Below are 21,476 nucleotides of genomic sequence, written 5' to 3' on the forward strand. Positions count from 1 at the left end.
GGCCGCAGCAGCGCAAAAGAGAGGAGAAAAGACCAACCCATTGACCAAAGCCTGATCAGAAAACCATACTTAGAGGTGGCTCACTTCTCGGTGGAAAAACCGGCTCAGTTCCGCGTGGAAACCAACACTTGCCCAACCAATGATAGCAGAGTGCTCCGTCCCACGTCGAAGCGCCGAATTGATGGCGCGGGCCAGCAACCCGCAAGGCGCAGCACAATATGGTCGTGGACCTGGGGGCCGGTCCCGCCATAGCCAGCAAGGAATGTTTCGCCCGTCAGATCAGCCCAGATCACGTCCCTCTGTTTAGCGAGATGATGCCCCTCAGGTAGCACAGCCATCAGCGGCTCGGTCCAGATCGGGCGTGCATGACAGTCGGGAAGCTCGGGAACACCTGCCACGAATGCCATATCCAGTTGACCAGCGCGAAGCTTCATAACCGCTTCACGAGCCGTGCTCTCGATGATCTCAAGATCAATGCACGGATAGTCTTTGCGGTATTGCCAAATCAGTCTGGCGAGAAAGCTTCGCGGTATCAAAGCGTGAATGGCCATGCGTAAGCGGCCGCATTCTCCCAATGCTGCCATACCAGCAGTCTTCACAGCATGGTCTAGTTGGTCGACGCCTATAGAGACTCGCTCCACAAACAAGCGTCCAGCCTCTGTGAGCCGAACACCTCGCGTGTTGCGCTCGAACAGGAGCACACCAAGATCTTCCTCTAATGTCCTGATCCAGGCACTAACGCTAGATTGGGTTGTGCCGAGCGCTTGGGCGGCACGATAAAAGCTCAGATGTTCGGCAACTGCGAGCGTCTGGATAAACGACGCCAGGGGGATGCGCGTGCCAAGCAAGGTCCCGCAAATCTGCCTGGGAGACACGCTGGCTGATTTTCCTCGGGACCTCGACCTCCGCCGCATGTGCCACCACGACTACAGCTTTCTGACGAGCGTCAGTCCGTCCCTCCATGGCATAAGGACCATCTCCACAGAGGCCTGAGCATGGATCGTTTCGTTCAGGGCACGGACCGCATCGGTAGCAGGGCCTACATAGTCTGGGTCGGTAGCGAGCGGGCCGGTTACCACTCGACCGTGGATGAGCGTATCATCTACGACTATCACTCCCCCCGAGCGCACGAGCCGCAGCGCTTTCTCATAGTAAGCGGGATATCCTGGCTTATCGGCATCGATCACAATAAGATCGAATGAGCCCTCACCCCAAAGCCGGATGAGATCGTCCAAGCTTTTTGCAGCGTCCCCAATGATAGCTTCGATACGATCGGCAACATTCGCCTGTTCCCAGAACGTACGTGCCAAACCGACGTACTCTTCCGATATATCCAGCGTGGTCAGCTTGCCTCCCTCTGGCAAGGAAAGCGCCATCGCAAGCGCACTGTAGCCCGTGAAAGTCCCTATCTCCAGAACCCGTCGAGCTGAGAGCAGGCCGATCAACATCTGGAGGAACGCAGCCTGCTCAGGGGCAACTTGCATCATGGCCATTTGCCCACGAGTCTGAGCCTCGTTGCGGCAAGCAGCAAGCGCCGGATGATCGCGATATGCGACTCGGTCGATATATTTCTCGATGTCGTCGGTCATAGGGATGTTGATACGTATCATCGGCATATTCCAAGTTTCGTGCTATCAGGTGGCCGGAGCGCCGGTACGGAGCGGCAGCGCTTGTTGACGCACGGACCTCCAGTCCGAGGTATATTTATTGAACAGAGATTCAGAAAATGCAAGAGGCGTACGAGGACGCCCACGCAAAGCCAGTGATGAAGAGCTGCTTAAGGCAGCCTACCGGGCGTTGGGCGAGGTCGGCCCCCAACAGTTGACGCTTGGACACGCCGCTCGTCAGGCCAAGGTGTCTCCAGCGACGCTGGTGAATCGCTTCGGCAGCCGGGAAACCTTGTTGTTCAAGGTATCGGAGATGGTCACTGTCGAGACAGAAGAACGAAGCAGCCGGAAGTTTTCCTCACAAGCTGCACTTGATGATCTATTCGAACTCGTAGGGCAGGTCAGCGATGTAGCGACATCGGCATCCACACTCGCCAATTATGTATCATTCCTGCAGATGGAGCTAGCGTCCCCGGCTATGCGAGTGTGTGTTGAGCGAAGGCTGATTGCGCTGGGATCGGGACTTAAGGCTAGACTCGAAGCGGCTATACAGAACAATGAAATAATCGAAACCGATATTGACAATCTTGCTGAACTGATTTTGGCGGTCATTACCGGCACCCAAATTGGGTGGCTACTGAAAGCAGACGAATCCCTGCCGGAACAGGTCGCAGAGAACATCCGCAGGCTGTTGCAACCGTACCGAAGGCCGCCCGCATCGGGTAAACTGAAAGTTTAGGGTTGAAGCCCTGGGGCTTAAACTGGTCGCCGGCGCGTTCGATGTCGCCACGGATAAGATGTTCGTGTTAGCCACCTCCGCTTATCCTGTCCCCCATGATCGTCGGCAGGACAGCGGCTTGGATCAACCTTCCGCGAAAGCTTACGGCCAGGTGTATTCGCCCGTATGAACCCAAAATATCACGGGGCGATCAAACTAGAGATGGCAACAGTAGGAAAATGAAAAAAAGGCCGCAAAGCATAGCGAATGCAAAATTCGGAATTTTTTGAAGGCCCTGCCCATCTCTGACGGAGCGGTAGCGGTGAGGGTGATGTCACATGCCGATGCAGAAGCATACGCTTCTGGAACTGATGATGCGCTGGTCAGGCGCTTTGCTCACTTGCCCTTGGAAAAGTACACGCCACAGGTTGTGCATAATCTCATCCAAGGTGCGATAGCAGACGGATTGCGCGATGGGACCCTCGCGGTTCTGACGATCTCGGATGCAAGTTCGGATTCGTTTCTCGGAAGTCTGGTGTTTTTTGACGTTACATCTGGCGATGCGGAGATCGGCTATTGGGTTGCCCCCGAGCATCGGGGGCGAAGAGTTTCGGGCCGAGCACTTATGCTCGCTATGGAAATTGGCCGCAAACTGGGGCTGAAAAAGCTTCGTGCTCGCACGGTTCAGAACAACCCTGCTTCCGGCAAGGTTCTCTTAGGCGTGGGATTTGAACAAGTAGGAATCCTCTGCCGCAGGTTGCTCCGTCTGGCAAAACCGAAATGAGCGTGAATTATCTGGTTGAGTTATGAGCGAGGCATTCAGATACTTAGCTCGTTCTGTCGGCCTATTTTCCATGACGCTGACCCGCCCTGCACAATGCCCGTCACCTCGCGGCCGAGTTGGCGATCAATAACGGGCCGCCAAGGGACAAGGGTGAACTCGTGGCTCTTTTCCACGATAGCGAACTTGCCGCTCGTTAACTGGGCAGTCCCGGTGAACCTACCGCTAACGCTCTCGCCATCCGTGGCGGCGCGAAACGGCAAGCCATTGCCCTCGGCTATCTCCGCGCCGACGCGCGCAACCTCGCGCTCGCGCAGGGTGGCGAGAAGATTGCGCCGGTAGAAGATTCGGCCCTCCCGGCTGCGAGTGGCGTCGCGCTGTTCGACATGATGCTCGCGGCGCCGGTCCATCGCCTCGCGCACCTGTTGACCGAAACCGGCCGGGGCGAGATCCGATGCGTCGGGGGATAGCAACCGCCTGTCGAGCCAGGTCGCACCGTCCGCACCGATCTGCTTTTCAAGGTCAAAGGCCGACAGAACGCGGACGCTGGCCTGCCGGTTGCGGCCGGCGTCATAGGCGGCGGCGCGGCTCTCGAAGTCTTCGGGGATTCGCCATTGGTCGGCGTCGATCCGCTCGACGATGCCGACGCGGCGCAATGCCTCCAGCCGACGCACATGGGCATCGACATAGCCCTCATAGTCGCTGCCCGGAACGCGCCCCTCGAACTTGGCCCGTTCCAGATGCCGGCTCGGCCGATAGACGCCATCCTCGGCGATGGCGGCTATGGTCTGGTCGGATGGCCGCTGCCCGGTGTCGGCCGGGCCAATTTCGACAATGCTGCCGATCCGCGCATCCTCGACGCGGGCCGGGTCGATGCCAGCGACATGATGCGTCCGTCCGTCGATTCCATCCACCACAAGAGTCAGGTTTTCCCCCAGTTCGTCGGACAGGTATTTATCGACGACGCGGCCGACGATGGGCGTCTCGGGCGGCCCGTCATGGATATGGAAGGTGAGCGGATCGCGCTCCATGCCATCGACCTCCAGCGCCTTGTGCATGTTGCGGATGATGTCGCCACGCTCGCCCATCTCGCGCAAGGTCGGCTCCATGCGCTCGCTCAACTCCCAAACGCCCGGCGCATGTTCGGTCGCCAGCCCCATCTTCTCCAGCTTGGCGAGGCGGCGCAGGCGTAGCGCCCGGTTGAACTGGCGGCGCGGTTCGTTCGGCTCATGCCGGAGGTCGAGAAACCTGTCGTCGGTTTCCTCGGTCATCGCCCGGTCGATGCGGGTGAAACGGTCCTGGTCGATCTCGTCCGACAGCTTGCGGGCCTGCTCGATCTCGGTCACGGGGCCAAGCTCCAGCGTGGTCAATTCGCTGGCGCGCTCGCGGATGCCGTTGGCGAGATAGTCGCCGTTGATGACAAGGTTCTCGCCCAGGTCGTCCTTGCCGCGCACGATGACATGCACATGGGGATGGCCGGTGTTGTGGTGGTTGACCGCAACCCAATCCAGCTTCGTGCCAAGGTCCGCCTCGATCTGCTTCATCAGGTCGCGCGTGTGTGCGGTCAGGTCGGTCAAGTCCGCGCCGTCTTCCGGCGAGACGATAAACCGGAACTGGCGGGGGTCTTCCCTGCCGCGATCAAGAAAGGCGTCGCCATCGGCACGGTCCTCAGTCGCGGAATAGAGCTGGCCGCGCTCGCCATCACGGGATGTCCCGTCGCGCTGGATGTAGCGAAGATGGGCGGCCGATCTGCCGTTCCTGCCGGCGTCCTTGACGTATCGGGTCTTGACGACGACGCGACGCATCCCCGGCGCGCTGTGCCGCCAGCCGCCCGACAAGGTGCGGGCGTGAACGAAGGCCGCACCGCGACCACGCCGAACGCCCGGCCCCTTGGCCGAACGGGACGCCTTGCCGCCTTTTGCGGCCGTGCGGGTTTCGAGACGCGGCGCGTATTTGGGATTGGCGGTTTGATGCTGCCGGGCGAGCTTCTTGGCCTGGGTGAGAAAACTTTTGGTCCTGCCCGCCTTCGGCGTGTCGGATCGGATGCGGCCGGGCTTCGGACGGAAGCGGTTTTCGTCGTCGGCGCTCATGGGCGCGACTCCGGCCAAAGCTGCCGAAAACAGGCCGATACGGGCCTATGGTGCCGGTCAAAACCCTGCAAAGCCAAGGCTTTGCGCTGACACGCGGCACGCGGGGTCCGAAAACAGGGTGCCGCTCGCGGCTCCCCTAACCAGTGTGCAGACAACGTTAATTTTGAGAACTGGCCCGACATGGTGCCATGTTCCTTTATCTTGCCCTCGTAAAGTCCCGCCCTTTCCGCCCCTCCGGCCCTCATGATCCCGCTCCCTCCGCTGGCCGTTCCTGCACATCGCGAGGCGCGACACGCGCCGCCGGCTCGCCTGGCATCGCGAATTTGAGACGCCATGTGCGCCACGCATCGGTGACCGCACCCGTGCCGGGAAACAGGTCGTCGAGCGTGTCGTCGGGACGCGCGGCGACCATCTCGAAAGCCCAATGGCAGACCGCTTCGGGCTTCGCGCCAGTGAGGCCGCGGCGCAGCGTGATGCTCTCCTGAATCCAGTCCCGCATCACCAGCCGCTTGCTGACAACGGGCTTTCGCGCGGCCTTCACGATGACCGGCTCCCACGCGAAAGCGACCGGGATATTGCGCTTGAACGCGGCAAATCCTTTCACCCAGGCCATCCACCGCGCGCCGGTTTTCTCCACCAGCGGGGCGAGTGTCGCAATCGAGCGCGGCGGCGCGGCGGCGTGCAAAATCCAGCCGTCATAGTCACTCTCCAGCCGCTCGATCAGGCGCGCAGGATCGACCTCGCCGGCATAGTCGGGATGGTCCCGGTAGAGGTGAGCGCAGCCGATATAGGGCGGGTCGGCATAGGCGATCTTCATGGGCGATCCCGCTCCGAAACGGCAGCGAACAGGTCGCCGGATTGCGCGTCGGATGACGGCGCGACCGTCGATTGGCTGCCATCCGGGCGCTGGACAAACAGGGGTGCGTCGCGCCAGTCGGGGGGCGGCGCCGGTTGCCGGGATGGTGCATCCGATGGAGCCGCGCCGCCGAGGATCGGGGCGAGCGCGGCGACATAGGCGCGGGTTTCGGCGGGAAGCGGGCGGCCCGTCGCGCGGTGTTCGTCGTAGCGGCCGGGACCGGCATTGTAGGCCGCGAGCATCGCGCCGACATTGCCGTAGCGGTCCCACATCTCGCGCAGATAGGCCGTCCCTGCCATGATGTTGTCGCGCGGGTCGTAGGGATCGCGGTCGAGGCCATGGCGGACGCGCAGGTCCGCCCATGTGTCGGGCATCACCTGCATCAATCCCATCGCCCCGGCCGATGACACCGCACGCACGTCGCCCGCGCTCTCGGCGCGCAGCACGGCGGCAATCCAATGCTCCGGAATGCCGAACCGTTGCGACGCCCCAGCGATATGGGCCGCATAAGGATGGGCGGCTGCCGGGCGCTCAACCGGCGCGGATTGCGCGACCGCGACGCCCGATCCGGCGCAGACCGAAAGCGCCCCGGCGAGCAACAGGACGGCAAAACGCCATGCCTCCCTGTCTCCGCTATGGCTCCGGCCTGCCAGTGTCCTCGCTGCGGTCAAGGGCAAGGCGCAAGCGCCGGCCGGGGGCCGCCCCTGACCTTCGCAGCGGGCGCTGGCCGTCCTGCGCCCGAGCGGGACGAAGGGAGGAGACGGATTTCCCGCGAACAAAGGGATGACGGGAACGCGCACCGATCAGCCCCGATCCTCGCGCGCCCTTGGCCGCTTCCATGCGAGCCGGAAGGTGCGCCCCTCGTCGTCGGCCTGGAACAGCGCCGGACGAAACAGCGCGGGGAAAAGCGGGCTGTCGATCTCCAGGGCGATATATTCCCCGGCGCGCTCCCCGACACGTTTCCACGCCCCGCCGATCTCGGGGCCGTCCTCGTCGTCGAGCTGGATGCGATAGCCGGGCGTGTTCTCGCCGTCGCCTGGCTCGATGGCGACCAGAACGATTGCCTCGTCGATGCCGAACAGCCGGACGCGGCCGGCATAGCCGTTGGCGGTGGGTTCAAAGATATTGGCTGGCATGGTCAGTCTCCTTCTGGTTGGGGGAAATCAGTGCTCGGCGCGCGCCCTTCAAAGCGGTCGTCGCCTTCTTCGTTGGTCCAAAGCGGGACCGCTCGACCGATGACGGAAGCTGTGGGGATGGGTCCAAAGTAACGACCGTCGAGGCTGTCGCGAACGTCCCAATTCATGAGGAAGATTTCGCCGGGGGCGATGACGCGGCAGCCCTGCCAGATGGGCAGTTCCCGCCCGATCCGGTCGCGGTCGAGCGCGTCGCCCATCTCGATCCCGTCAACCGTGATCGTGCGGCCGGTGCGGCAAACCCGCTGCCCCGGTAGGCCGAGGACGCGCTTCAACAGCGGAACGCCGCGCCCAACATAGCCGCGCCTGACCATGAAGGCGGCGAGCGGTTCGGGCGGCTGGACTGCTACCAGCTCCGGCACGTCGAGCGCATCGGCTGGCTCGACCGTGTAGAGACCGACCGGCGCGCTGGCGGTGGCGTTCCAGATGAGCCTCAATGGCGTCTCGACGGCGCTTGCGGCGGCGATGCCGATTGTGGCCAGCGCCGTGACCGCGAGATAGCGGCGGCGCGTCATGGGGCGATCCTCCTGCGTCCGATCCATGCCGCATGGCGTTCGGGCGTGTAAGCGCTCGGCTCCAGATTGGCGGTCAGGCGGTTATGCGCGTGACGCCAGTAGTCCGGCGATGTGTCGGCGGGGTCGAGGCCCAGGGCCTCCACGGCGTCGATCACGGCAAGGGCGCGCTGCACCTTCGGCCAGCCGTCGAGCCGCAAGAGGATGTCGCCGCCGGGGCGCACGAAGGGCAATGTCTGGAACGGCTCTCCGGCGCGAAGCCGACGACGCTGCGGCGGCGGTCGATGATCTGCTCATAGCTCTTGCGGCCAAAGCGTATCCAATGCTCGATCTTGCGTTTCTCAAAGGTGAGTTGGACCAGGGTTGTGAAGGGCGCGGGGCCGTCTGGCAGTGGATGGCCGTGCGCGCTGCGATGAGCGCGGCGGGTCATGGTTCGTCTCCGGGAATGGGGTGAGGATCGCGGGCAAGCACCGCGTCGAGCGCGGCTTCGATGCGAAGAATCGCGCGGCCGATGGCTTCGGGGATTTGCGGAAGAACGCGTCGCCAAACGCCTCGACGATCAGGCTGGCCGCAACAGTCCCTTTTCGACTGCCGAGCGTAATGCGCGTGTCAGCCAGCCAGGCGGAAAGCCCATCATCCAGCCGTAGGTGATGGGCAAGGCCGCCGTTCCAGTCAGCCCATGGCTCCTCAACATCGCCGCCAGCGCCCGCGCTCCTGCCCATTTGTCTGGGGCGCGATCCGTCATCGCGCCATCCATCACCGCGTCCATCGTCGGGGATTTCCTGCGGTCGTAGGCCGGACTCCAGCCGTCCATGCGGCTGTCCCGCTTTGTCGGGGTCGGCAGGGTTTCCGCCGCGTGGCGCAACAGGTTCGGCGTGTCGATCTGCGCCTTCACCCCGTTTGCCCGGCGTCCCATCTCGATCTCCTGCGCGCTCAATCTGCGCCCGCCGTTCGGCTTCACCGGAGTCGGCATCATACCATGGGGCATATCCGGCCTGTCGAAATGCAGCACCTCGCTCATGGTCGGCGTCCGGTCGAAATCGTCCTGGTCCGATGTCATCCGGCCCTTGAGCTTGCGCAGGATGCTCCCCCGCGGCGCTGCGTTCGCTGTCGGCGTTCCCATCATCCCAGCATGGCGGCTGGCATGGCCCTGCAACTGGCTCAACACGTCGCCCCGGCCACCGCGATCCGCATCTGACTTCCTCGGTGTCGCGAGGATCATCCGCAGCGGATATCTCGATCCCGCGCCGCCGCCCGCTCCATTCATCATGCCATCCGTCGCCGTTGGCGTCGGTAGCGGTCGATTGCGGAACAGGTTGTAGAGGCCCGATTCCTTCATCGCCCTGCGCGCGCCCGATCCACCCTCCAGGCGGATGCCACCCTGCTGGGATTGCGATACGGGTGTCGGCAAGCTGGCCGGGGTCGTAGCCGATAAGCCATGATCGCTTGCGGACATGGTTGGCGCCAACGCTGTCAGCACTCACCACGCACGGTTCGACGGCGTAGCCGAGCGCTTCCAGTTCAGCGAGCAGCCGGTCAGCGCCGCGAGTTCTGAGATTAGGGCTGTTCTCAAAAGCGAACCAGCGAGGGCGGCAATCTCCGACAAGCCGGACGGCTTCGAGGTAGAGGCCCGACCGCTCGCCGTCGATCCCTTTGCCCTTGGTGTTGGCGCTGCTGATGTCCTGGCAGGGCGGGCTGCCGACGATGATGTCGGGCAGGATTCCAAGGTCGGAAACAAGGTGAGCTGCCGTGAGTCCGCGCACGTCCTCGTAGAGTCTGACATGGGGATTGTTCTCTGCATAAAGGATGCGCCGCCATTCGACGATTTCGCAGGCGGCGATGGTGACGAAGCCGGCGCGGTGCAGGCCGAGCGACCAGCCGCCCGCGGCGGCGCTGAACAGGTCGAGTGCGCGCATCATGGCGCACCTCGCGGCACGGTGCCGGCACCATGGGTCGCCCGCACGTGCGTCAAAGAAGAAGAGTTAGATTCGTTGTTAGATTCTTCTATAGAGTCCGGCGAACGATTTGCGCCTGATGTCCCGATATTGCGTGCGCCTGATGTCCCGATAGGATTCACATGGTTATCAACAGGCACTGTGGATAGTTCTTCGGGAAGGAAACGCAGCAGCTCCTGCCCTTTCTCCCATTCGATCTGGAGCAGGTAGCCGGGCAGCGACTGGCGGGCAGCGATCCGCCGGAGGTCGAGCGCGAAGTCGGACGGCCGGGCGAGGCTGCCGGACTTCTGGTGAAGGTGAGCGACCTCGAAAGACCAGCCTTCCGGCTGGCGGCCGGCGTGCTTGCGCGCGACGCGGTAAAGCCAGCGCTCGATGCCACCCTTCAGCCGGAAATAGGCCGGATCAATCGCCAGCACGAGCGAGCGATCAATGACGCTGTTGTAAAACCATTCGGGCAGGACAAATTCCATGCCCTCTACGCGGCCGGCGCGCGTGGTCATTTCCTCCCATTCGTTGATCCAGGAAAATTGCCGCCGCCGCCAATGCGCGCCGTTGCGGATCGTGGTGGCGATGACAGTGGATTGCAGCCGTGCGAGTGCCGCCTTGAGCAGAAGATAGTCCCGGTTGCCCGTCGCCCGCCCGATGGCGCGCAGAAGCTGGTAGGGCATGAAGCGAAAGAAGCGCGACGTGATGAGGCCGTTGTTCTCGGCCGCGACGATCTGGCTCGCCGCCCATATCAGCACGTCGGCGTCCCAGATGGTTGCCATGCCGTGCTCGGGCATACCGAGGACTTGAACCTCGACATCGGCGGCTTTGTAGAGAATCGGCTTGGTGCGCGGCGATTTCGCCAGGGAGAAGAAAGGCCGCTCCATCAGGTCTCGCTGGTCGCGCGGTGCGGCGTCGCCGGTTGCGACCACGAAGGGGTGGAGGCGGCTGCGCTCGCTGGCGCCCTCCGGTCGGGCGGGGCTGTGATCGTTGTCCCGCGACATTCAGAGCCGATTCCGTTCGTCGGGCGTGAGCGGGTGCGGGGGAAAGACCGTGCCGGCGTCCTTGTCCCGCGTGCATTTGCGGGCGCCAGTTTCGGTCCAGGCTTCCAGATCGCGGATCGAATAGAGGACGCGGCCGCCAACCTTCCGATAAACCGGGCCGGTGCCATAGGTGCGATGCTTCTCAAGTGTTCGGCGCGAAAGGCCGAGGAAATACGCGGCCTCCTTGGTGCGCAGGAATCTCGGTGGCAGGTCCGCCAGCGGGTCGGGCATGGGATCACCTCAGGTTCGTCGGTCGATGCTGCTGTCAGCGGCGACAGCGGGCTGTGGCGAACCTTGGCGAGGAATCGGCGACCTGTAGCGGGCCGAATTTGCGTCTATACTTTCACGGCCCCCATTGCGGCCGTCTGCGATGGCGGGGCTCTTCGTGTCGGCGCTTGACAGGATAGTGCAGCAGCAGCCGGTAGCCGCCTTTCATCATGGCGAGGCCATGGGCGACCAGGCGGCGGGTCCTGTTGCGGCGCGGGTCGTTCTCCCAATCGGTCTTGTCGCCACGAAAACCGAGCAGCACTTCGGCGATGGTGCGATGGCTCTCGCCATGCAGCTTTGCGTCAAGCGCGCGCAGAGAGAGGATATGAAACTGGCGCAGCTGCGAGGGCATGGTGCGGAAATCCGGGCCTGGCGCGCGCCCGTTCAGGGACCGCCACAAGCGCCGCGCCGCATGGGCACGCAGCTCGAGAAAGGAATCCATTGGCAGGGTGACGGCATAAAACGCCGCCGCGTCGGGGACCGCCTCGGGAAGCCAGAACTGATGCGCGACGCCATCCACGCGCCAGAGTCCATGCCAGCCATCGTCCGCCCGCCGCAGATCGAGACCATCGAGGTGGGCGAGCGTGAAGCCCGGCGTCTCTGCGCTGGCCGGCTCCGGCGCTGGCGCCGGCGACAACATGACGGCCTGGGGCTGAAGGCTCGGAATCCAGAATTGGGATTGCCGGTCGGCGAGCGTTTCAGGATCGCAGGGGAAATCGCAACCCCCAGCGTCGTGCGAATGCATCGAGCCGGGGGCCTGTAGGGTTCTTCATTCGCGAAATTGCGCGGAAATCGTGATGATACTCGTCGTCGCGCCGCAGATATTCCCAAGCGAAACCGGCGGCAGGGATGGTCTTCGTATGTCTGTAGTCCGCCGATGTACGCCAATCGATGCCCAACAGCATGGCGTCACCTCCCTATGTAGGGCGGCGTTTCGATTTCTGTACTACCGCCCCGATCACAAGCGTCAGCCTGGCTAGTGACCGAGGTAGCTAATCTTTCCAGATAACCGGATCGTATAACTAATGAACGCATTGGATGTGCGCCCTCAAAGCCCCGTTCGCTTCGACTCGCGAGCCGGCGGCGCCGGCGAGTGCAATTTCCAACGCCGCCAGTGGGACACGCAGCAACAGCAGATCGGTCCAGCTGATCTGGTAGACGCTATCCATTGTTTTCGGCAGAGTACGGAGCCAAGCAAAGGCTCCGGAACTCCTTCAACTCCCGCCTTGGCGTTCGGCTTATGGCTGCTTAAGCAAGCGCCAGGGTTCTTTGCTTCCAGCGCGGCGATAATAGAGGCGACGACAACGGAACGTATTCCAAGTTGCGATAAGCGGCTCAAAGCCATGCCACCAATCCGCTTCAATGTCGCCGCAACGGCCCTCGAACACCACATTTTCTTTGGCGTCGCAAAGCCAGAACTCCATCGGCAGAGCGTCGCCCTGTTCCGGCGTGCCGCGGGCGGGAACGCCGTCCGCGTCCTCTCCCATGCCAAGGCAGTTTCCCCAGTAGTCGGCGGTCACGATCCAGCGCATTGCAACATCCTCTCTCGGTTCGTTGGGAAGCTAGGGGGCGGCTCATGCCGCCGCCCTTCCGTTCTGCTGCTGCATCCATGCAAGCCGTCTACTGGCCGTCTGGTGGTGCCGGCTGTCCAGTTCGATGCCGATCCAGTCACGGCCGAGTTGCTGCGCCGCCGCCAGTGCGGAGCCGCTGCCGCTGAACGGGTCCAGCACGAGGTCGCCGGGCTTCGTGAAAGCCTCGATCAACGGGCGCAACGCCTCGACCGGCTTTTGCGTCGGATGCAGCTTGTTGCCCGCATATGGGAAGTCGATCACGTCCGGGATGGGATTTTCGGGCAGAGAAACATTGCCCTTCGCCAGCAAGTAAGCCTGTTCGTGCTGGTAGCGCAGAAACTTCGCCGAGGACGCATAACGCTTGCGGAAAACGATATGCCCGACGACGCGGAAGCCTGCCGCCTTCCATGCGTCCATGAACAAATCGACCTTGTTCCAGCCGTAGAAGCTGATGCAGAAACCGCCGTCCTTCAAAACGCGGTGCATCTGGTTGAAGGCGGGGCGAAGCCAGCGGGCGTTGTCGTCGTTCGCAACCTTCCTGCCGCTGCGGTCCCGATAGTTCACCAGATAGGGCGGATCGGTCAGGATGAAATCAACCGCTCCCCTGTTGAAAGAGCGCATCGCCTGGATGCAATCGGCCTTGAAAATCACGTTGCGGGGGGTGTTGGCGGTTCCGGTCATCGTCTTTCTTCCTTCGGGGTTGGGGGTTCAGAGAAGCGAAGCGCCGCTCCTGAACCCTTGCCCGTCGGCGAGACCGGGGTAGCAAGGTGCAAGGTAAGTCTCTGGCACCGTGGAATAAATGGAGGGGACCCGCTTGCGGGGAGCGGGCCGTTTATGCCGCGAAAGGCCGGAGAGTTTCCTTGTGCCGCGCGAGGGCAGCGCCCTTAGTAATCTGGCCCGACGCGTAGCCAACCGTTCGCACCGGACTGGCCAAACCTGGAGATGTGGTCGATATCAACGGAATATGCTTCAGTGGAGTTGACGAGCGAAAAGAGACGACCTGACTTGCCCACAAGAGTCTTTGACAATGGATTATTCTACGGTCCACGCATCTTGACCGGAGGGAGGCTCAAAACCTTGGATGTAGCGCTGTAGGAGATCGTCTGTAATTGGAAAGGCCGCATTAGCATCGCGACGGGAAGCTCTATTAACTAATCGCTCCCGCAGCACATTCTCTGGAACTTTCAGAAATACGATTTGGCAATGGTGACCACTGCGATGCACAAGCTCACGGTAGTCGGCTCGTGTTTGGGATTTCCAGAAACTGAAGTCGATCACCGCCTTTGTCCCCGTCCGCAGCATTTGAACGAGTTGCTCGCGCAGTATCTTCTCTGCCGAAGACTGCAAGATGGGATATTCATCCTGAGGATAGTCGACACCAAAGCGACCGTAGGTGCGCCAAATTTCCTCATCTATAGATAGCCGTCGGCAGCCCATGCCCTCTAATGCTTGGGCGAAGGTTGTCTTCCCTGATCCTGCTATCCCGCACATCATGAAGACGATGCGAGGGTGAGTACGCAGGAGCGAGGACGCGCGATCAAGTGCTTGCTGAAAGCCCAAGACTTCCCCGTCTTCACCGGCGCTGATCAACGTACCACTCCAAGCGTCACGAGGCGATTATGCCTGCAACAGCCATCGCTCCCGCAACGACGACAGTTGCAGATACTGTCATGAGCATCTTCATGTTGTCCGGTATGGACGCGGATCTATGAATAGCAGCGTTCGCACCCGCCGCAAACAAGCCCAAAACAACTGCGACCAGGCCAGCCCAGAAATTTGCCTTGTACCAAACTGATGCCGAGGCCAAGGTGGTTTCCGTGCGCACCCCGTAATACGGGTTCGGCGGGACCATCTTGAGCACGAGGGGCATTCCTACCACCGCAAAAAGCAGTGGAATAAAGCGAACCCAGGCAACCTGTTTGTATCCGCGCACATTCTCCTCCGAAGTCTTCACAGCGAATATCCACTGGACCATGTCGCTGACTTTGCAACTGATCCGACCACGCCCTACTGGTGAGGTAACATCGACAGAGTCGGCGTCGCGGAAGAACCCAGCTACATAGCACTGGAAACGGCCGTGGCGATGGCTATGCTGACCTCACCAGTCCGCTCACTATGGCATCTTACCGCAGAAGCCCAGGCACGAAAATCAAAGTGACATGGGCAGCTTGGCATTGCTCCAGAGAAGAGCATCGTGGCACTTGCCGAACATAACACCAAAACGCGGTTGCGTACCGAAAGCAAATGATGCTTGATGGTGCTGAGATCAGGAGACTACAGTATGATCGATCCCGCGACGCTGCTTACATATTGCGCAATTGTTCTTGGCTTCGTCTTCATTCCGGGGCCGGCGACGCTTCTCACTCTTGCACGAGCATCGACCTCAGGCACTAAAGTCGGCATAGCGACCGGAGCCGGAATAACGGCCGGCGACATCATTCACACTGTCTTTGCAGTCGTAGGGATTTCCGCGATCATTGCGGCCTCAGCGACCTTGTTCAGCATAATCAAGTATGCGGGCGCGGCCTATCTCTTCTACCTCGGCATCAAGGCGATCCTGGACAAAACGCCAACGATGCCGGGGCAGGATCAAATCCGCCTTTCAGCTTCCCAAGCATTCCGCCAAGGCATTCTTGCCGAAGTCCTCAACCCTAAAACCGCACTGTTCTTCCTGGCATTCCTACCACAGTTCGTCCACCCCGAAAACGGTGCGGTCTTCATGCAGCTAATGATCTTGGGAGTGCTTTTCGCTGTTCTCGGCTTCGTGAGCACGATTGTTTTCGCAATTGGCGCCGGTAGTCTCGGTGCCTTCGTTCGCCGTCATCCGGTCGTCCTGAAATGGCAGAGCAAGGTGGTCGGGGGAATCTACTGTGGCCTTAGCGTTCGCTTGGCCCTTCAGCAACGATAGTCACCCTCTGGCTCGGACGGCATCGGCCGTAGGATGCTCATCAGCAGCACTGCGTGTGCGGACCAGAGTGAGCGTAATCAGGTAAGCGCATCGATTGCCTCAACATCCCCGAAGCCACTTTTGATGAAAGGTTTGGAAACCGCCACAGGGGTTCTGGGGATTTGGGTTGGCCGTGATTATGAAGACCGCTTATTCGGGAAGTTCAGTTGGTTCCGAGATAACTAGCCCGGTCGGACGAGCTCTGGCGCATCTACGTCAAAAAAGTCCGCATGGCGCAGAAGACGTATCCTACCCAATCACGTTAAACTTCCACCCTGATGTCACCGTCAGCGGCGCTTTGGTTATTGATCTCATCGCGCGGCACGGAAGCTATCGATCACAATTCGAGACTGGTACCAGCAGTGGTGGTCTCACAGCCTATGAAGGCGGAGACCGCTGGAGTTGGGAAAGCCGGGTGTTCGGCGGCGCCTATGATAACGCTCACCCGTCGCTGCGCCCAAAGTATGGGGCCTTGAACTATCGCCATGACCCCGCCGGCGGGTCTCGCCGGTTTGGCTCATGCCATATTCGTCTAGCCTCGCACGTCCGCTCGCGAACCTCATTCTGCTATCCAGACAGTTATTGGGAGCCTCACCACTATGCCGTCGATGACGTTCGTCCGCTCATCGTTCTCGCAGAGGAAAACGTATTAGACCTCGACCCATTTCTCGACAACTATATCGAGGCGCATGTCCATGGCGCGCTCAGTGTGCCGGAAGACGTCGAGGCCGTCGTTCTTGACCCATCCTTCAAGGGCACCCGCATCGGAACAGCAGCGGCCTCGCTCGGGTGCGCGGTAGAGTGGCACGGCGGCTTTCGACTTTCTTTGAATTGTCTGGCCAACTGCGAAACATTCCGAGGTGCTGCTGTGGCCGATGCAATTACCCAAATCGCTGAGTGCGGCGTAGTGACACCAGTTGCAATATGGCGCGCTCGAAGTCATCTGCTCGATTATCAAATGGCGAAGTGGGTTTGGCATTGCGTTGCACGATATGGGGGCAATTCTCTCGTGGCGACCTAAGGCGGCGCCCCAAGATCGGCCCAGTGCGGCTGTTCCTGTATGATCGGTATGGCGCGGCTCGGAGCCCAGAAACCGCGGGACATTTCACGTTTGACCCGCTAGATTGGCCCCCAGAGCAGACGCGCTGCTCTGGGGCGTCGAAACCCCTACCAGTGGCTGGTGCTGGCCAGGATGGCACCACACTCCTTGACCTTATGGTCGGGGAGCCCGTGGCGCATGTCCAGGGCTACCCGCCTAAAGGCCACGGGGCCGTCTGGTACGGTTTCGAACTCCCCGATCACCAGGGTGACAAGGATGGTTTGCGGGGGCGCACCGCGGACACCATCCCGAGAAGTAGGGAGACGAACCGATGCGTGTCCAGCCGGAACTGGACCCCAATGTCGATGATGAAGCCCCGACCGGCCCCGACATTACGACCTACGACGAAGAGCATTTCGTGACTTATCTGCGCCTGCTCGACGCAGACAAGGAAGGCGCCGACTGGACCGAGGTTGCGCGGATCGTCCTGCACCGTGATCCCGCCGCCGATCCGGCGCGCACGCGGCGCTGCTGGGAAAGCCATCTCGCCCGCGCCCGATGGATGACGAAGATCGGCTATCGGCGGATTCTGGAACAGGCCGTCGAGGAACAGATTCGGCTCAACCGACATTGAATCGACACGAGGCCATTGTGGCATTGGCCGCTTCCAAATTGACCCGTGCGGCAGAACTGCGAGCGACGACTACCGCCCCTGCCGCTCCAAGAACGTTTCGACCAGAAAAGTCGCTATCGCTCCCGCCGTATTGACCGCCAGGCTTGCATGACGCGGCGATGGCCTAACCGGCAATTTCCCCCCGCGCCCATGAGAATCGGACAACCGATTTCTTAGCGTTCCAATGCCGTTCACGAGATTCATAGCCCCGCCCAGGATCGCTTTGATCGGCTCCTCGGTATGCTGGTTGGGCGCAAGGTTCAGAATCCTTGCCGCGCTGGCGTATAGTTTCGGCAGATCGTCCTTGTCGGAATATGCTTCTCCCGACTTGTCGAGGATTCGCTTTGTCACGGTTTCGAGCAAGGTTCTGGCGACCGTGATCGCTCCCTCGGGGTCGGTATTGCGGCGGGTTATAGCCTTCGTCCAAACGGCGTGAACGCCATCAACATCAAATGTTTCCAACGCATCCGACGCCACCTTATCGCCGGGAGCTGCGTTGCGCCCCTCAAGGTGATCCATCAAAGGCGTGAATGCACCGCTTATGATCTGGCGGCGTTCGGCGTAGGTCCCAGCCTCGTGCTTGATGAACGGCCAGAAGGCATTGAGGTTGCGATAGGTGCGCACGAATTGCGGGAGCAAATCCCGAATGGTCGGGTCCGCCATGAACTCACGACGCAGGTGCTCATAAATATGATTGTCTGGAGAGCCTCCGGTCGCGGCTGCGATAAGGATGCCCTCCATCATGGCGATCTGCTCTATCGTCGAGGTGGGAATTTCACTCAAATCCATCATCTACTTCCAACGGCTGAGGCCGGTCACTTGATTTGTTCGCTTCCATTGGGGCGCACGATCAGAGGGTTCAACTTCGGACCATGAACATCTCACGGAAGAGCTGTTCCGATCTGGCGATCCCCTTGTCGGTAAGCCAGACGGATTTTGCCTTGTTGACGGGATCGCCAATAAAGCCCTTCTCGTGCAGCCGGCTCATCGAGCTCCAGTCGAATCCCTTCCAGGCGCGGCCGTCTCGGTCGAGCGTCAGGTAGAGCAGCGCGAGAATCGCATCGTCGATCTTGTTCTTGTCGATCTCCATTGCGCGATGTCCTTTCGATTACGGACCAACCCTATTTTACTCTACAGTATCCCATATGCCGCACGGCTGCGATGCAGGGCTTTTCTTTCAGACGCGGGCAGTTCTTCGATGGCCCCTGCCCCTTCCGGGCATGGGATTTCTGGAGACGATGGCGCTCAAACGCGACAGGATCAGCATCGAGGTCATAGGACCGGAAACGGGCGGGAACGATCCTGCGCGCGCCGATGCAGCGATCCGATCCCTCGCCCGGCTCATCGGCCGTCAGATCGCCCGCGAGCAGTTCGGGCGCAAGATGGCGCTGGAACGCAAGGCGCAGAAGAAGCGTCCGGCAGGCGAGGATGCGTAATGCCGCCCTTGCAAAAACACGAATTACACGTATAATTCAGGCATCCCATTTGGAAAGGATGCCTGCCATGCCGACAGTCGGTTCCCTCGAATTCCAGCGCAAGTTCGGCGAGTTCCAGCATCAGGCGCAGCGCGAGCCGGTGGAGATCACCCGCCACGGCCGCCGCGAGTTCGTGCTGATGACCGCCGACCACTACGACTGGCTCCGCGCCGCCGCGCAGCGGACGCACCGCACGGCAGATGCCGCCGATGTGGTGATCGACGCCGTGGAGCGGGCCGAGATGGACCCGGAACACGCCCAGCTCGACGATCTGCTGAAGTAAGGCGGGCGACGTGGCGATCCCTGAACCGAAGCCCGGCCTTGTCCTCCGCTACGATTACCTCTGGACGCATGAGGCTGCCGCCGGCCAGGATCAGGGCAAGGACCGCCCGACCTGCCTCGTCGCCGCGACCGACGCGCTTGTGCGCCCGCGCCATGTGGTGCTGTTGCCGATCACCCACACGCCGCCCTCCGGCGATACGGTCGGCATCGAGATCCCGGCAAAGGTGAAGGAGGCCATCGGCCTCGACAACGCGCCAAGCTGGGTGATCGTCTCGGAGCATAATATCGACGAATGGCCCAATGGCGGGCTGTCGCCGGTTCCCGGCAAGCGGGGCGAGTTCGCCTATGGCTTCATCCCGCCGGGGCTGTTTGCGAAGATCAGGGCCAGCTTCCTCGAACTGGCCCGCGCGAAGAAGAGCGGTGCCGTGCGCCGCTGACCATGGAGTTTTGAAAGGACCGGCCGATGACCCGCGTTGCCCTCTACGCCCGCTATTCCTCCGACAACCAGCGCGAGGCGTCGATCGACGACCAACTGCGCATCTGCCGCGAGCAGGCGAAGCGCGAGAAGTGGAAGATCGTCGGAACCTACAAGGATGCGGGTATCTCCGGCGCAAGCATGATCCTGCGGCCCGGCGTCCAGGCGCTGTTGCAGGATGCGCAGGCGGGCCAGTTCGACATGGTGCTCGCCGAGGCTCTGGACCGCATCAGCCGCGACCAGGCCGATGTGGCGACGCTGTTCAAGCATCTGAAGTTCGCCGGCGTTCCCATCGTCACACTGGCCGAGGGCGAGATCAGCGAGCTTCATGTCGGCCTCAAGGGGACGATGAACGCGCTGTTCCTCAAAGACCTTGCCGCCAAGACGCATCGCGGCATCCGTGGCCGCGTCGAAGACGGCAAATCGGGCGGCGGGCTTTGCTATGGCTACAAGGTGGTCAAGAAGCTGGATTCACGCGGCGATCCGATCCGGGGCGACCGCGAGATCGATGAAGCCGAGGCCAATGTCGTGCGGCGCATCCTCCGCGATTATGCCGAAGGTATCAGCCCGCGTGTGATCGCAAAGACGCTGAACGAGGAAGGCGTGCCCGGTCCCGAAGGGCGGCTCTGGAATGATACCACCATCCATGGCCACACGAAGCGCGGCACGGGCATCCTGAACAACGAACTCTATATCGGCCGCCTGATCTGGAACCGGCTGCGCTATCTGAAAGACCCGTCGACCGGAAAGCGCGTTTCGCGGCTGAACCCGGAATCGGAATGGATCGTCAAGGACGTTCCCGACCTGCGCATTGTCGATGATGAACTCTGGCAGGCGGTGAAGGGGCGGCAGGCCGTCACCTCCGCCAAATATGCCAATGTCGCCGAGGGCGTGCGCAAGCACCACAAGAAGAACCGCCTGAACGGGACCCATCGACCAAAGACCCTGCTCTCGGGCTTGGTCTTCTGCGGTCGCTGCGGTGGTCCCTTCTCCATCCGAGGCTCCGACCGCTTCGCCTGCTCGACGCATGTGACCAAGGGCGTCTGCTCCAACAGCCGCACCATCCTGCGCGAAGACCTGGAGCGGCGCGTTCTCGCCGGCCTCAAGGAGCGGATGATGGCGCCCGAAGTCGCAGCGGAAGCGATGCGCGCCCATGCCGAGGAAACCAACCGGCTGAACAGGGAGCGCCGCTCGAACGGCGATAGCTGGAAGGCCGAGCTGGTGAAGGTCGAGAAGCAGATCAGGGGCATCATCGAGGCGATCAAGGAAGGCATGTTCCATCCGAGCATGAAGGGCGAGATGGATGCGCTGGAAGCCCGCAAAGCCGAATTGACCGAGCAACTCGCCGATATTCCCGAGGACGCGCCGGACCTGCTGCCGAGTGCTTCTGCAATCTATGCGAAGAAGGTTTCCGCGCTGACCGAAGCACTTGCCCGGCCCGACGAACGGCCGCAGGCAGCGGCGGCTTTGCGGATGCTGATCGAGAAGATCGTGCTCACGCCCGGCCCGGAACGCGGGGAAATCTTCGCCACATTGCATGGCGAACTGCGCACAATCCTCGAATGGGCGGAGCGGCAAGCCATTGGAAAGACTTCTAAAATGACAAAACCCGCCGTTGGAGCGGCGGGTTTGTCGTGAACGACCCGAGAGATAGGTGACGTTTTGTACCGGACACATAGGTAACACTTCTCGCTTTTCGGGAGGTGTTGATGCCGTGGAAGGAGTGTTCGGTTATGGACGAGCGAGTTCGTTTTGTCGGCCATCTTCTGGAGGGCGACAGCATGAGCGCGGTGTGCCGGGAATTCGGCATCTCCCGCAAGACCGGCTACAAGATCTGGGACCGGTACCGGCAGGAGGGAATAGACGCGCTTTGCGACCGATCGCGGCGCCCAGTCCGCTATGCCAACCAGTTGCCGGCGCAGATCGAGCGGCTGATCGTGGAGACGAAGCGGGACAAACCGCACTGGGGTGCCAGGAAGATCCGCGAGCTGCTGGTGCGCCGGCTTG

General features: G+C 61.6%; 28 protein-coding genes and 2 pseudogenes. 10 read left to right on the plus strand and 20 right to left on the minus strand.

Features of this window, described 5'->3' with window-relative positions; translation table 11 throughout:
* Positions 1-104 precede the first annotated feature (104 nt).
* Positions 105-848 (minus strand): LysR family transcriptional regulator, encoded by a 744-nt coding sequence (locus tag IEX27_RS20020; RefSeq protein ID WP_244630472.1) that lies wholly within the window; start codon positions 846-848, stop codon positions 105-107.
* A gap of 78 nt (positions 849-926) precedes the next feature.
* Positions 927-1,610, minus strand: coding sequence for an O-methyltransferase (locus IEX27_RS20025; RefSeq protein WP_188722873.1), 684 nt, complete (start codon positions 1,608-1,610; stop codon positions 927-929).
* A 97-nt stretch (positions 1,611-1,707) separates the two neighbouring features.
* Between IEX27_RS20025 and IEX27_RS20030 the strand changes: the two genes are divergently transcribed.
* On the plus strand, positions 1,708-2,346 hold the full coding sequence (locus IEX27_RS20030) for a TetR/AcrR family transcriptional regulator (protein ID WP_188722874.1): 639 nt from the start codon (positions 1,708-1,710) through the stop codon (positions 2,344-2,346).
* A gap of 310 nt (positions 2,347-2,656) precedes the next feature.
* Positions 2,657-3,109 carry a GNAT family N-acetyltransferase gene (locus IEX27_RS20035; RefSeq protein WP_210315576.1) on the plus strand — a complete coding sequence of 151 codons (453 nt, stop codon included), beginning with the start codon at positions 2,657-2,659 and terminating at the stop codon, positions 3,107-3,109.
* Between the two features lie 35 nt (positions 3,110-3,144).
* Here IEX27_RS20035 and IEX27_RS21620 read toward each other — a convergent pair whose 3' ends face one another.
* From IEX27_RS21620 to IEX27_RS20105, 16 genes and pseudogenes are all read right to left on the minus strand, one after another.
* Entirely contained in the window at positions 3,145-5,196 is a 2,052-nt protein-coding gene (locus IEX27_RS21620) for a relaxase/mobilization nuclease domain-containing protein (RefSeq protein ID WP_308642635.1), read from the minus strand.
* Positions 5,197-5,437: 241 nt separating this feature from the next.
* Positions 5,438-6,013 (minus strand): hypothetical protein, encoded by a 576-nt coding sequence (locus tag IEX27_RS20045; RefSeq protein ID WP_188722875.1) that lies wholly within the window; start codon positions 6,011-6,013, stop codon positions 5,438-5,440.
* Entirely contained in the window at positions 6,010-6,852 is an 843-nt protein-coding gene (locus IEX27_RS20050; RefSeq protein WP_373869902.1) for a lytic transglycosylase domain-containing protein, read from the minus strand. The genes IEX27_RS20045 and IEX27_RS20050 overlap by 4 nt, the downstream gene beginning before the upstream one ends.
* 3 nt (positions 6,853-6,855) lie before the next feature.
* Positions 6,856-7,188, minus strand: a complete 333-nt coding sequence (locus IEX27_RS20055) for a DUF736 domain-containing protein (protein WP_188722876.1) — start codon at positions 7,186-7,188, stop codon at positions 6,856-6,858.
* A 2-nt stretch (positions 7,189-7,190) separates the two neighbouring features.
* On the minus strand, positions 7,191-7,760 hold the full coding sequence (locus IEX27_RS20060; RefSeq protein ID WP_188722877.1) for a S26 family signal peptidase: 570 nt from the start codon (positions 7,758-7,760) through the stop codon (positions 7,191-7,193).
* Positions 7,757-8,187, minus strand: a pseudogene (locus tag IEX27_RS20065) (DUF2840 domain-containing protein). Before IEX27_RS20065 ends, IEX27_RS20060 begins: the two are co-directional and overlap by 4 nt.
* Before the next feature lie 129 nt (positions 8,188-8,316).
* Complete coding sequence (locus tag IEX27_RS21480) at positions 8,317-9,213, minus strand: hypothetical protein (RefSeq protein WP_244630473.1); 897 nt, start codon at positions 9,211-9,213, stop codon at positions 8,317-8,319.
* 16 nt (positions 9,214-9,229) lie between these two features.
* A pseudogene (locus tag IEX27_RS21680) lies at positions 9,230-9,676 on the minus strand (DNA cytosine methyltransferase); the annotation flags it as partial.
* Positions 9,673-10,701 carry a replication initiator protein A gene (locus tag IEX27_RS20075; RefSeq protein ID WP_188722878.1) on the minus strand — a complete coding sequence of 343 codons (1,029 nt, stop codon included), beginning with the start codon at positions 10,699-10,701 and terminating at the stop codon, positions 9,673-9,675. The pseudogene IEX27_RS21680 and the gene IEX27_RS20075, both read right to left, overlap by 4 nt.
* Positions 10,702-10,971, minus strand: a complete 270-nt coding sequence (locus IEX27_RS20080) for a helix-turn-helix transcriptional regulator (RefSeq protein WP_043868761.1) — start codon at positions 10,969-10,971, stop codon at positions 10,702-10,704.
* Between the two features lie 112 nt (positions 10,972-11,083).
* Positions 11,084-11,752 (minus strand): DUF2285 domain-containing protein, encoded by a 669-nt coding sequence (locus tag IEX27_RS20085; protein WP_188722879.1) that lies wholly within the window; start codon positions 11,750-11,752, stop codon positions 11,084-11,086.
* Complete coding sequence (locus IEX27_RS21485) at positions 11,706-11,912, minus strand: transcriptional regulator domain-containing protein (RefSeq protein ID WP_244630474.1); 207 nt, start codon at positions 11,910-11,912, stop codon at positions 11,706-11,708. Before IEX27_RS21485 ends, IEX27_RS20085 begins: the two co-directional genes overlap by 47 nt.
* Before the next feature lie 333 nt (positions 11,913-12,245).
* The gene (locus IEX27_RS20090) at positions 12,246-12,539 is read right to left on the minus strand and encodes a hypothetical protein (protein ID WP_188722880.1); all 294 of its coding nucleotides are present in this window, start codon (positions 12,537-12,539) and stop codon (positions 12,246-12,248) included.
* A gap of 42 nt (positions 12,540-12,581) precedes the next feature.
* Complete coding sequence (locus IEX27_RS20095; RefSeq protein ID WP_188722881.1) at positions 12,582-13,259, minus strand: DNA methyltransferase; 678 nt, start codon at positions 13,257-13,259, stop codon at positions 12,582-12,584.
* A gap of 351 nt (positions 13,260-13,610) precedes the next feature.
* A complete protein-coding gene (locus IEX27_RS20100; RefSeq protein ID WP_244630475.1) occupies positions 13,611-14,168 on the minus strand; it encodes a P-loop nucleotide/nucleoside kinase family protein in 558 nt (185 codons plus the stop codon).
* Between the two features lie 16 nt (positions 14,169-14,184).
* A complete protein-coding gene (locus IEX27_RS20105) occupies positions 14,185-14,532 on the minus strand; it encodes an SdpI family protein (protein WP_188722882.1) in 348 nt (115 codons plus the stop codon).
* A gap of 327 nt (positions 14,533-14,859) precedes the next feature.
* On the opposite strand from IEX27_RS20105, the gene IEX27_RS20110 reads away from it, so the two are divergent.
* The 3 genes from IEX27_RS20110 (at position 14,860) to IEX27_RS20120 (ending at position 17,198) form a co-directional block, all read left to right on the plus strand.
* Positions 14,860-15,486 carry a LysE family translocator gene (locus tag IEX27_RS20110; protein ID WP_116221770.1) on the plus strand — a complete coding sequence of 209 codons (627 nt, stop codon included), beginning with the start codon at positions 14,860-14,862 and terminating at the stop codon, positions 15,484-15,486.
* A 172-nt stretch (positions 15,487-15,658) separates the two neighbouring features.
* Positions 15,659-16,546, plus strand: coding sequence for a DUF3626 domain-containing protein (locus tag IEX27_RS20115; protein WP_244630478.1), 888 nt, complete (start codon positions 15,659-15,661; stop codon positions 16,544-16,546).
* Positions 16,547-16,895: 349 nt separating this feature from the next.
* On the plus strand, positions 16,896-17,198 hold the full coding sequence (locus IEX27_RS20120) for a DNA -binding domain-containing protein (RefSeq protein WP_116221602.1): 303 nt from the start codon (positions 16,896-16,898) through the stop codon (positions 17,196-17,198).
* A gap of 69 nt (positions 17,199-17,267) precedes the next feature.
* On the opposite strand, the gene IEX27_RS20125 is transcribed toward IEX27_RS20120, so the two are convergent.
* Positions 17,268-18,026, minus strand: a complete 759-nt coding sequence (locus IEX27_RS20125) for an abortive infection family protein (RefSeq protein ID WP_244295082.1) — start codon at positions 18,024-18,026, stop codon at positions 17,268-17,270.
* Between the two features lie 70 nt (positions 18,027-18,096).
* Positions 18,097-18,327: a DUF6429 family protein gene (locus IEX27_RS20130; RefSeq protein ID WP_188722883.1), complete on the minus strand. Its 231-nt coding sequence runs from the start codon at positions 18,325-18,327 to the stop codon at positions 18,097-18,099.
* Between the two features lie 148 nt (positions 18,328-18,475).
* Here IEX27_RS20130 and IEX27_RS20135 point away from each other — a divergent pair, with 148 nt between their 5' ends.
* The 5 genes from IEX27_RS20135 to IEX27_RS20155 form a co-directional block, all read left to right on the plus strand.
* Positions 18,476-18,673 carry a hypothetical protein gene (locus tag IEX27_RS20135; protein WP_210315578.1) on the plus strand — a complete coding sequence of 66 codons (198 nt, stop codon included), beginning with the start codon at positions 18,476-18,478 and terminating at the stop codon, positions 18,671-18,673.
* Positions 18,674-18,740: 67 nt separating this feature from the next.
* Positions 18,741-18,995 carry a type II toxin-antitoxin system prevent-host-death family antitoxin gene (locus tag IEX27_RS20140; protein ID WP_185920650.1) on the plus strand — a complete coding sequence of 85 codons (255 nt, stop codon included), beginning with the start codon at positions 18,741-18,743 and terminating at the stop codon, positions 18,993-18,995.
* 10 nt (positions 18,996-19,005) lie between these two features.
* Positions 19,006-19,431 carry a hypothetical protein gene (locus tag IEX27_RS20145; RefSeq protein ID WP_185920651.1) on the plus strand — a complete coding sequence of 142 codons (426 nt, stop codon included), beginning with the start codon at positions 19,006-19,008 and terminating at the stop codon, positions 19,429-19,431.
* A gap of 26 nt (positions 19,432-19,457) precedes the next feature.
* The gene (locus IEX27_RS20150) at positions 19,458-21,107 is read left to right on the plus strand and encodes a recombinase family protein (protein ID WP_188722885.1); all 1,650 of its coding nucleotides are present in this window, start codon (positions 19,458-19,460) and stop codon (positions 21,105-21,107) included.
* A gap of 71 nt (positions 21,108-21,178) precedes the next feature.
* On the plus strand, positions 21,179-21,476 hold a 298-nt coding region (locus tag IEX27_RS20155), incomplete at its 3' end, for a helix-turn-helix domain-containing protein (protein ID WP_188722886.1).

Source organism: Nitratireductor aestuarii, from assembly GCF_014641695.1.
Classification (GTDB): domain Bacteria; phylum Pseudomonadota; class Alphaproteobacteria; order Rhizobiales; family Rhizobiaceae; genus Chelativorans; species Chelativorans aestuarii.

Excerpts from the sequence above, each read along its gene's own strand:
- IEX27_RS20080 (WP_043868761.1), bottom strand. The coding sequence starts at position 10,971 with ATGCCCGACCCGCTGGCGGACCTGCCACCGAGATTCCTGCGCACCAAG.
- IEX27_RS21620 (WP_308642635.1), bottom strand. The coding sequence starts at position 5,196 with ATGAGCGCCGACGACGAAAACCGCTTCCGTCCGAAGCCCGGCCGCATC.
- IEX27_RS20060 (WP_188722877.1), bottom strand. The coding sequence starts at position 7,760 with ATGACGCGCCGCCGCTATCTCGCGGTCACGGCGCTGGCCACAATCGGC.
- IEX27_RS20120 (WP_116221602.1), top strand. The coding sequence starts at position 16,896 with ATGCGTGTCCAGCCGGAACTGGACCCCAATGTCGATGATGAAGCCCCG.
- IEX27_RS20035 (WP_210315576.1), top strand. The coding sequence starts at position 2,657 with ATGTCACATGCCGATGCAGAAGCATACGCTTCTGGAACTGATGATGCG.
- IEX27_RS20125 (WP_244295082.1), bottom strand. The coding sequence starts at position 18,026 with ATGGATTTGAGTGAAATTCCCACCTCGACGATAGAGCAGATCGCCATG.
- IEX27_RS20045 (WP_188722875.1), bottom strand. The coding sequence starts at position 6,013 with ATGAAGATCGCCTATGCCGACCCGCCCTATATCGGCTGCGCTCACCTC.
- IEX27_RS20135 (WP_210315578.1), top strand. The coding sequence starts at position 18,476 with ATGGCGCTCAAACGCGACAGGATCAGCATCGAGGTCATAGGACCGGAA.
- IEX27_RS20130 (WP_188722883.1), bottom strand. The coding sequence starts at position 18,327 with ATGGAGATCGACAAGAACAAGATCGACGATGCGATTCTCGCGCTGCTC.
- IEX27_RS20140 (WP_185920650.1), top strand. The coding sequence starts at position 18,741 with ATGCCGACAGTCGGTTCCCTCGAATTCCAGCGCAAGTTCGGCGAGTTC.
- IEX27_RS20075 (WP_188722878.1), bottom strand. The coding sequence starts at position 10,701 with ATGTCGCGGGACAACGATCACAGCCCCGCCCGACCGGAGGGCGCCAGC.
- IEX27_RS20095 (WP_188722881.1), bottom strand. The coding sequence starts at position 13,259 with ATGACCGGAACCGCCAACACCCCCCGCAACGTGATTTTCAAGGCCGAT.
- IEX27_RS20025 (WP_188722873.1), bottom strand. The coding sequence starts at position 1,610 with ATGATACGTATCAACATCCCTATGACCGACGACATCGAGAAATATATC.
- IEX27_RS20110 (WP_116221770.1), top strand. The coding sequence starts at position 14,860 with ATGATCGATCCCGCGACGCTGCTTACATATTGCGCAATTGTTCTTGGC.
- IEX27_RS20090 (WP_188722880.1), bottom strand. The coding sequence starts at position 12,539 with ATGCGCTGGATCGTGACCGCCGACTACTGGGGAAACTGCCTTGGCATG.
- IEX27_RS20055 (WP_188722876.1), bottom strand. The coding sequence starts at position 7,188 with ATGCCAGCCAATATCTTTGAACCCACCGCCAACGGCTATGCCGGCCGC.
- IEX27_RS21480 (WP_244630473.1), bottom strand. The coding sequence starts at position 9,213 with ATGTCCGCAAGCGATCATGGCTTATCGGCTACGACCCCGGCCAGCTTG.
- IEX27_RS20085 (WP_188722879.1), bottom strand. The coding sequence starts at position 11,752 with ATGCATTCGCACGACGCTGGGGGTTGCGATTTCCCCTGCGATCCTGAA.
- IEX27_RS20150 (WP_188722885.1), top strand. The coding sequence starts at position 19,458 with ATGACCCGCGTTGCCCTCTACGCCCGCTATTCCTCCGACAACCAGCGC.
- IEX27_RS21485 (WP_244630474.1), bottom strand. The coding sequence starts at position 11,912 with ATGCTGTTGGGCATCGATTGGCGTACATCGGCGGACTACAGACATACG.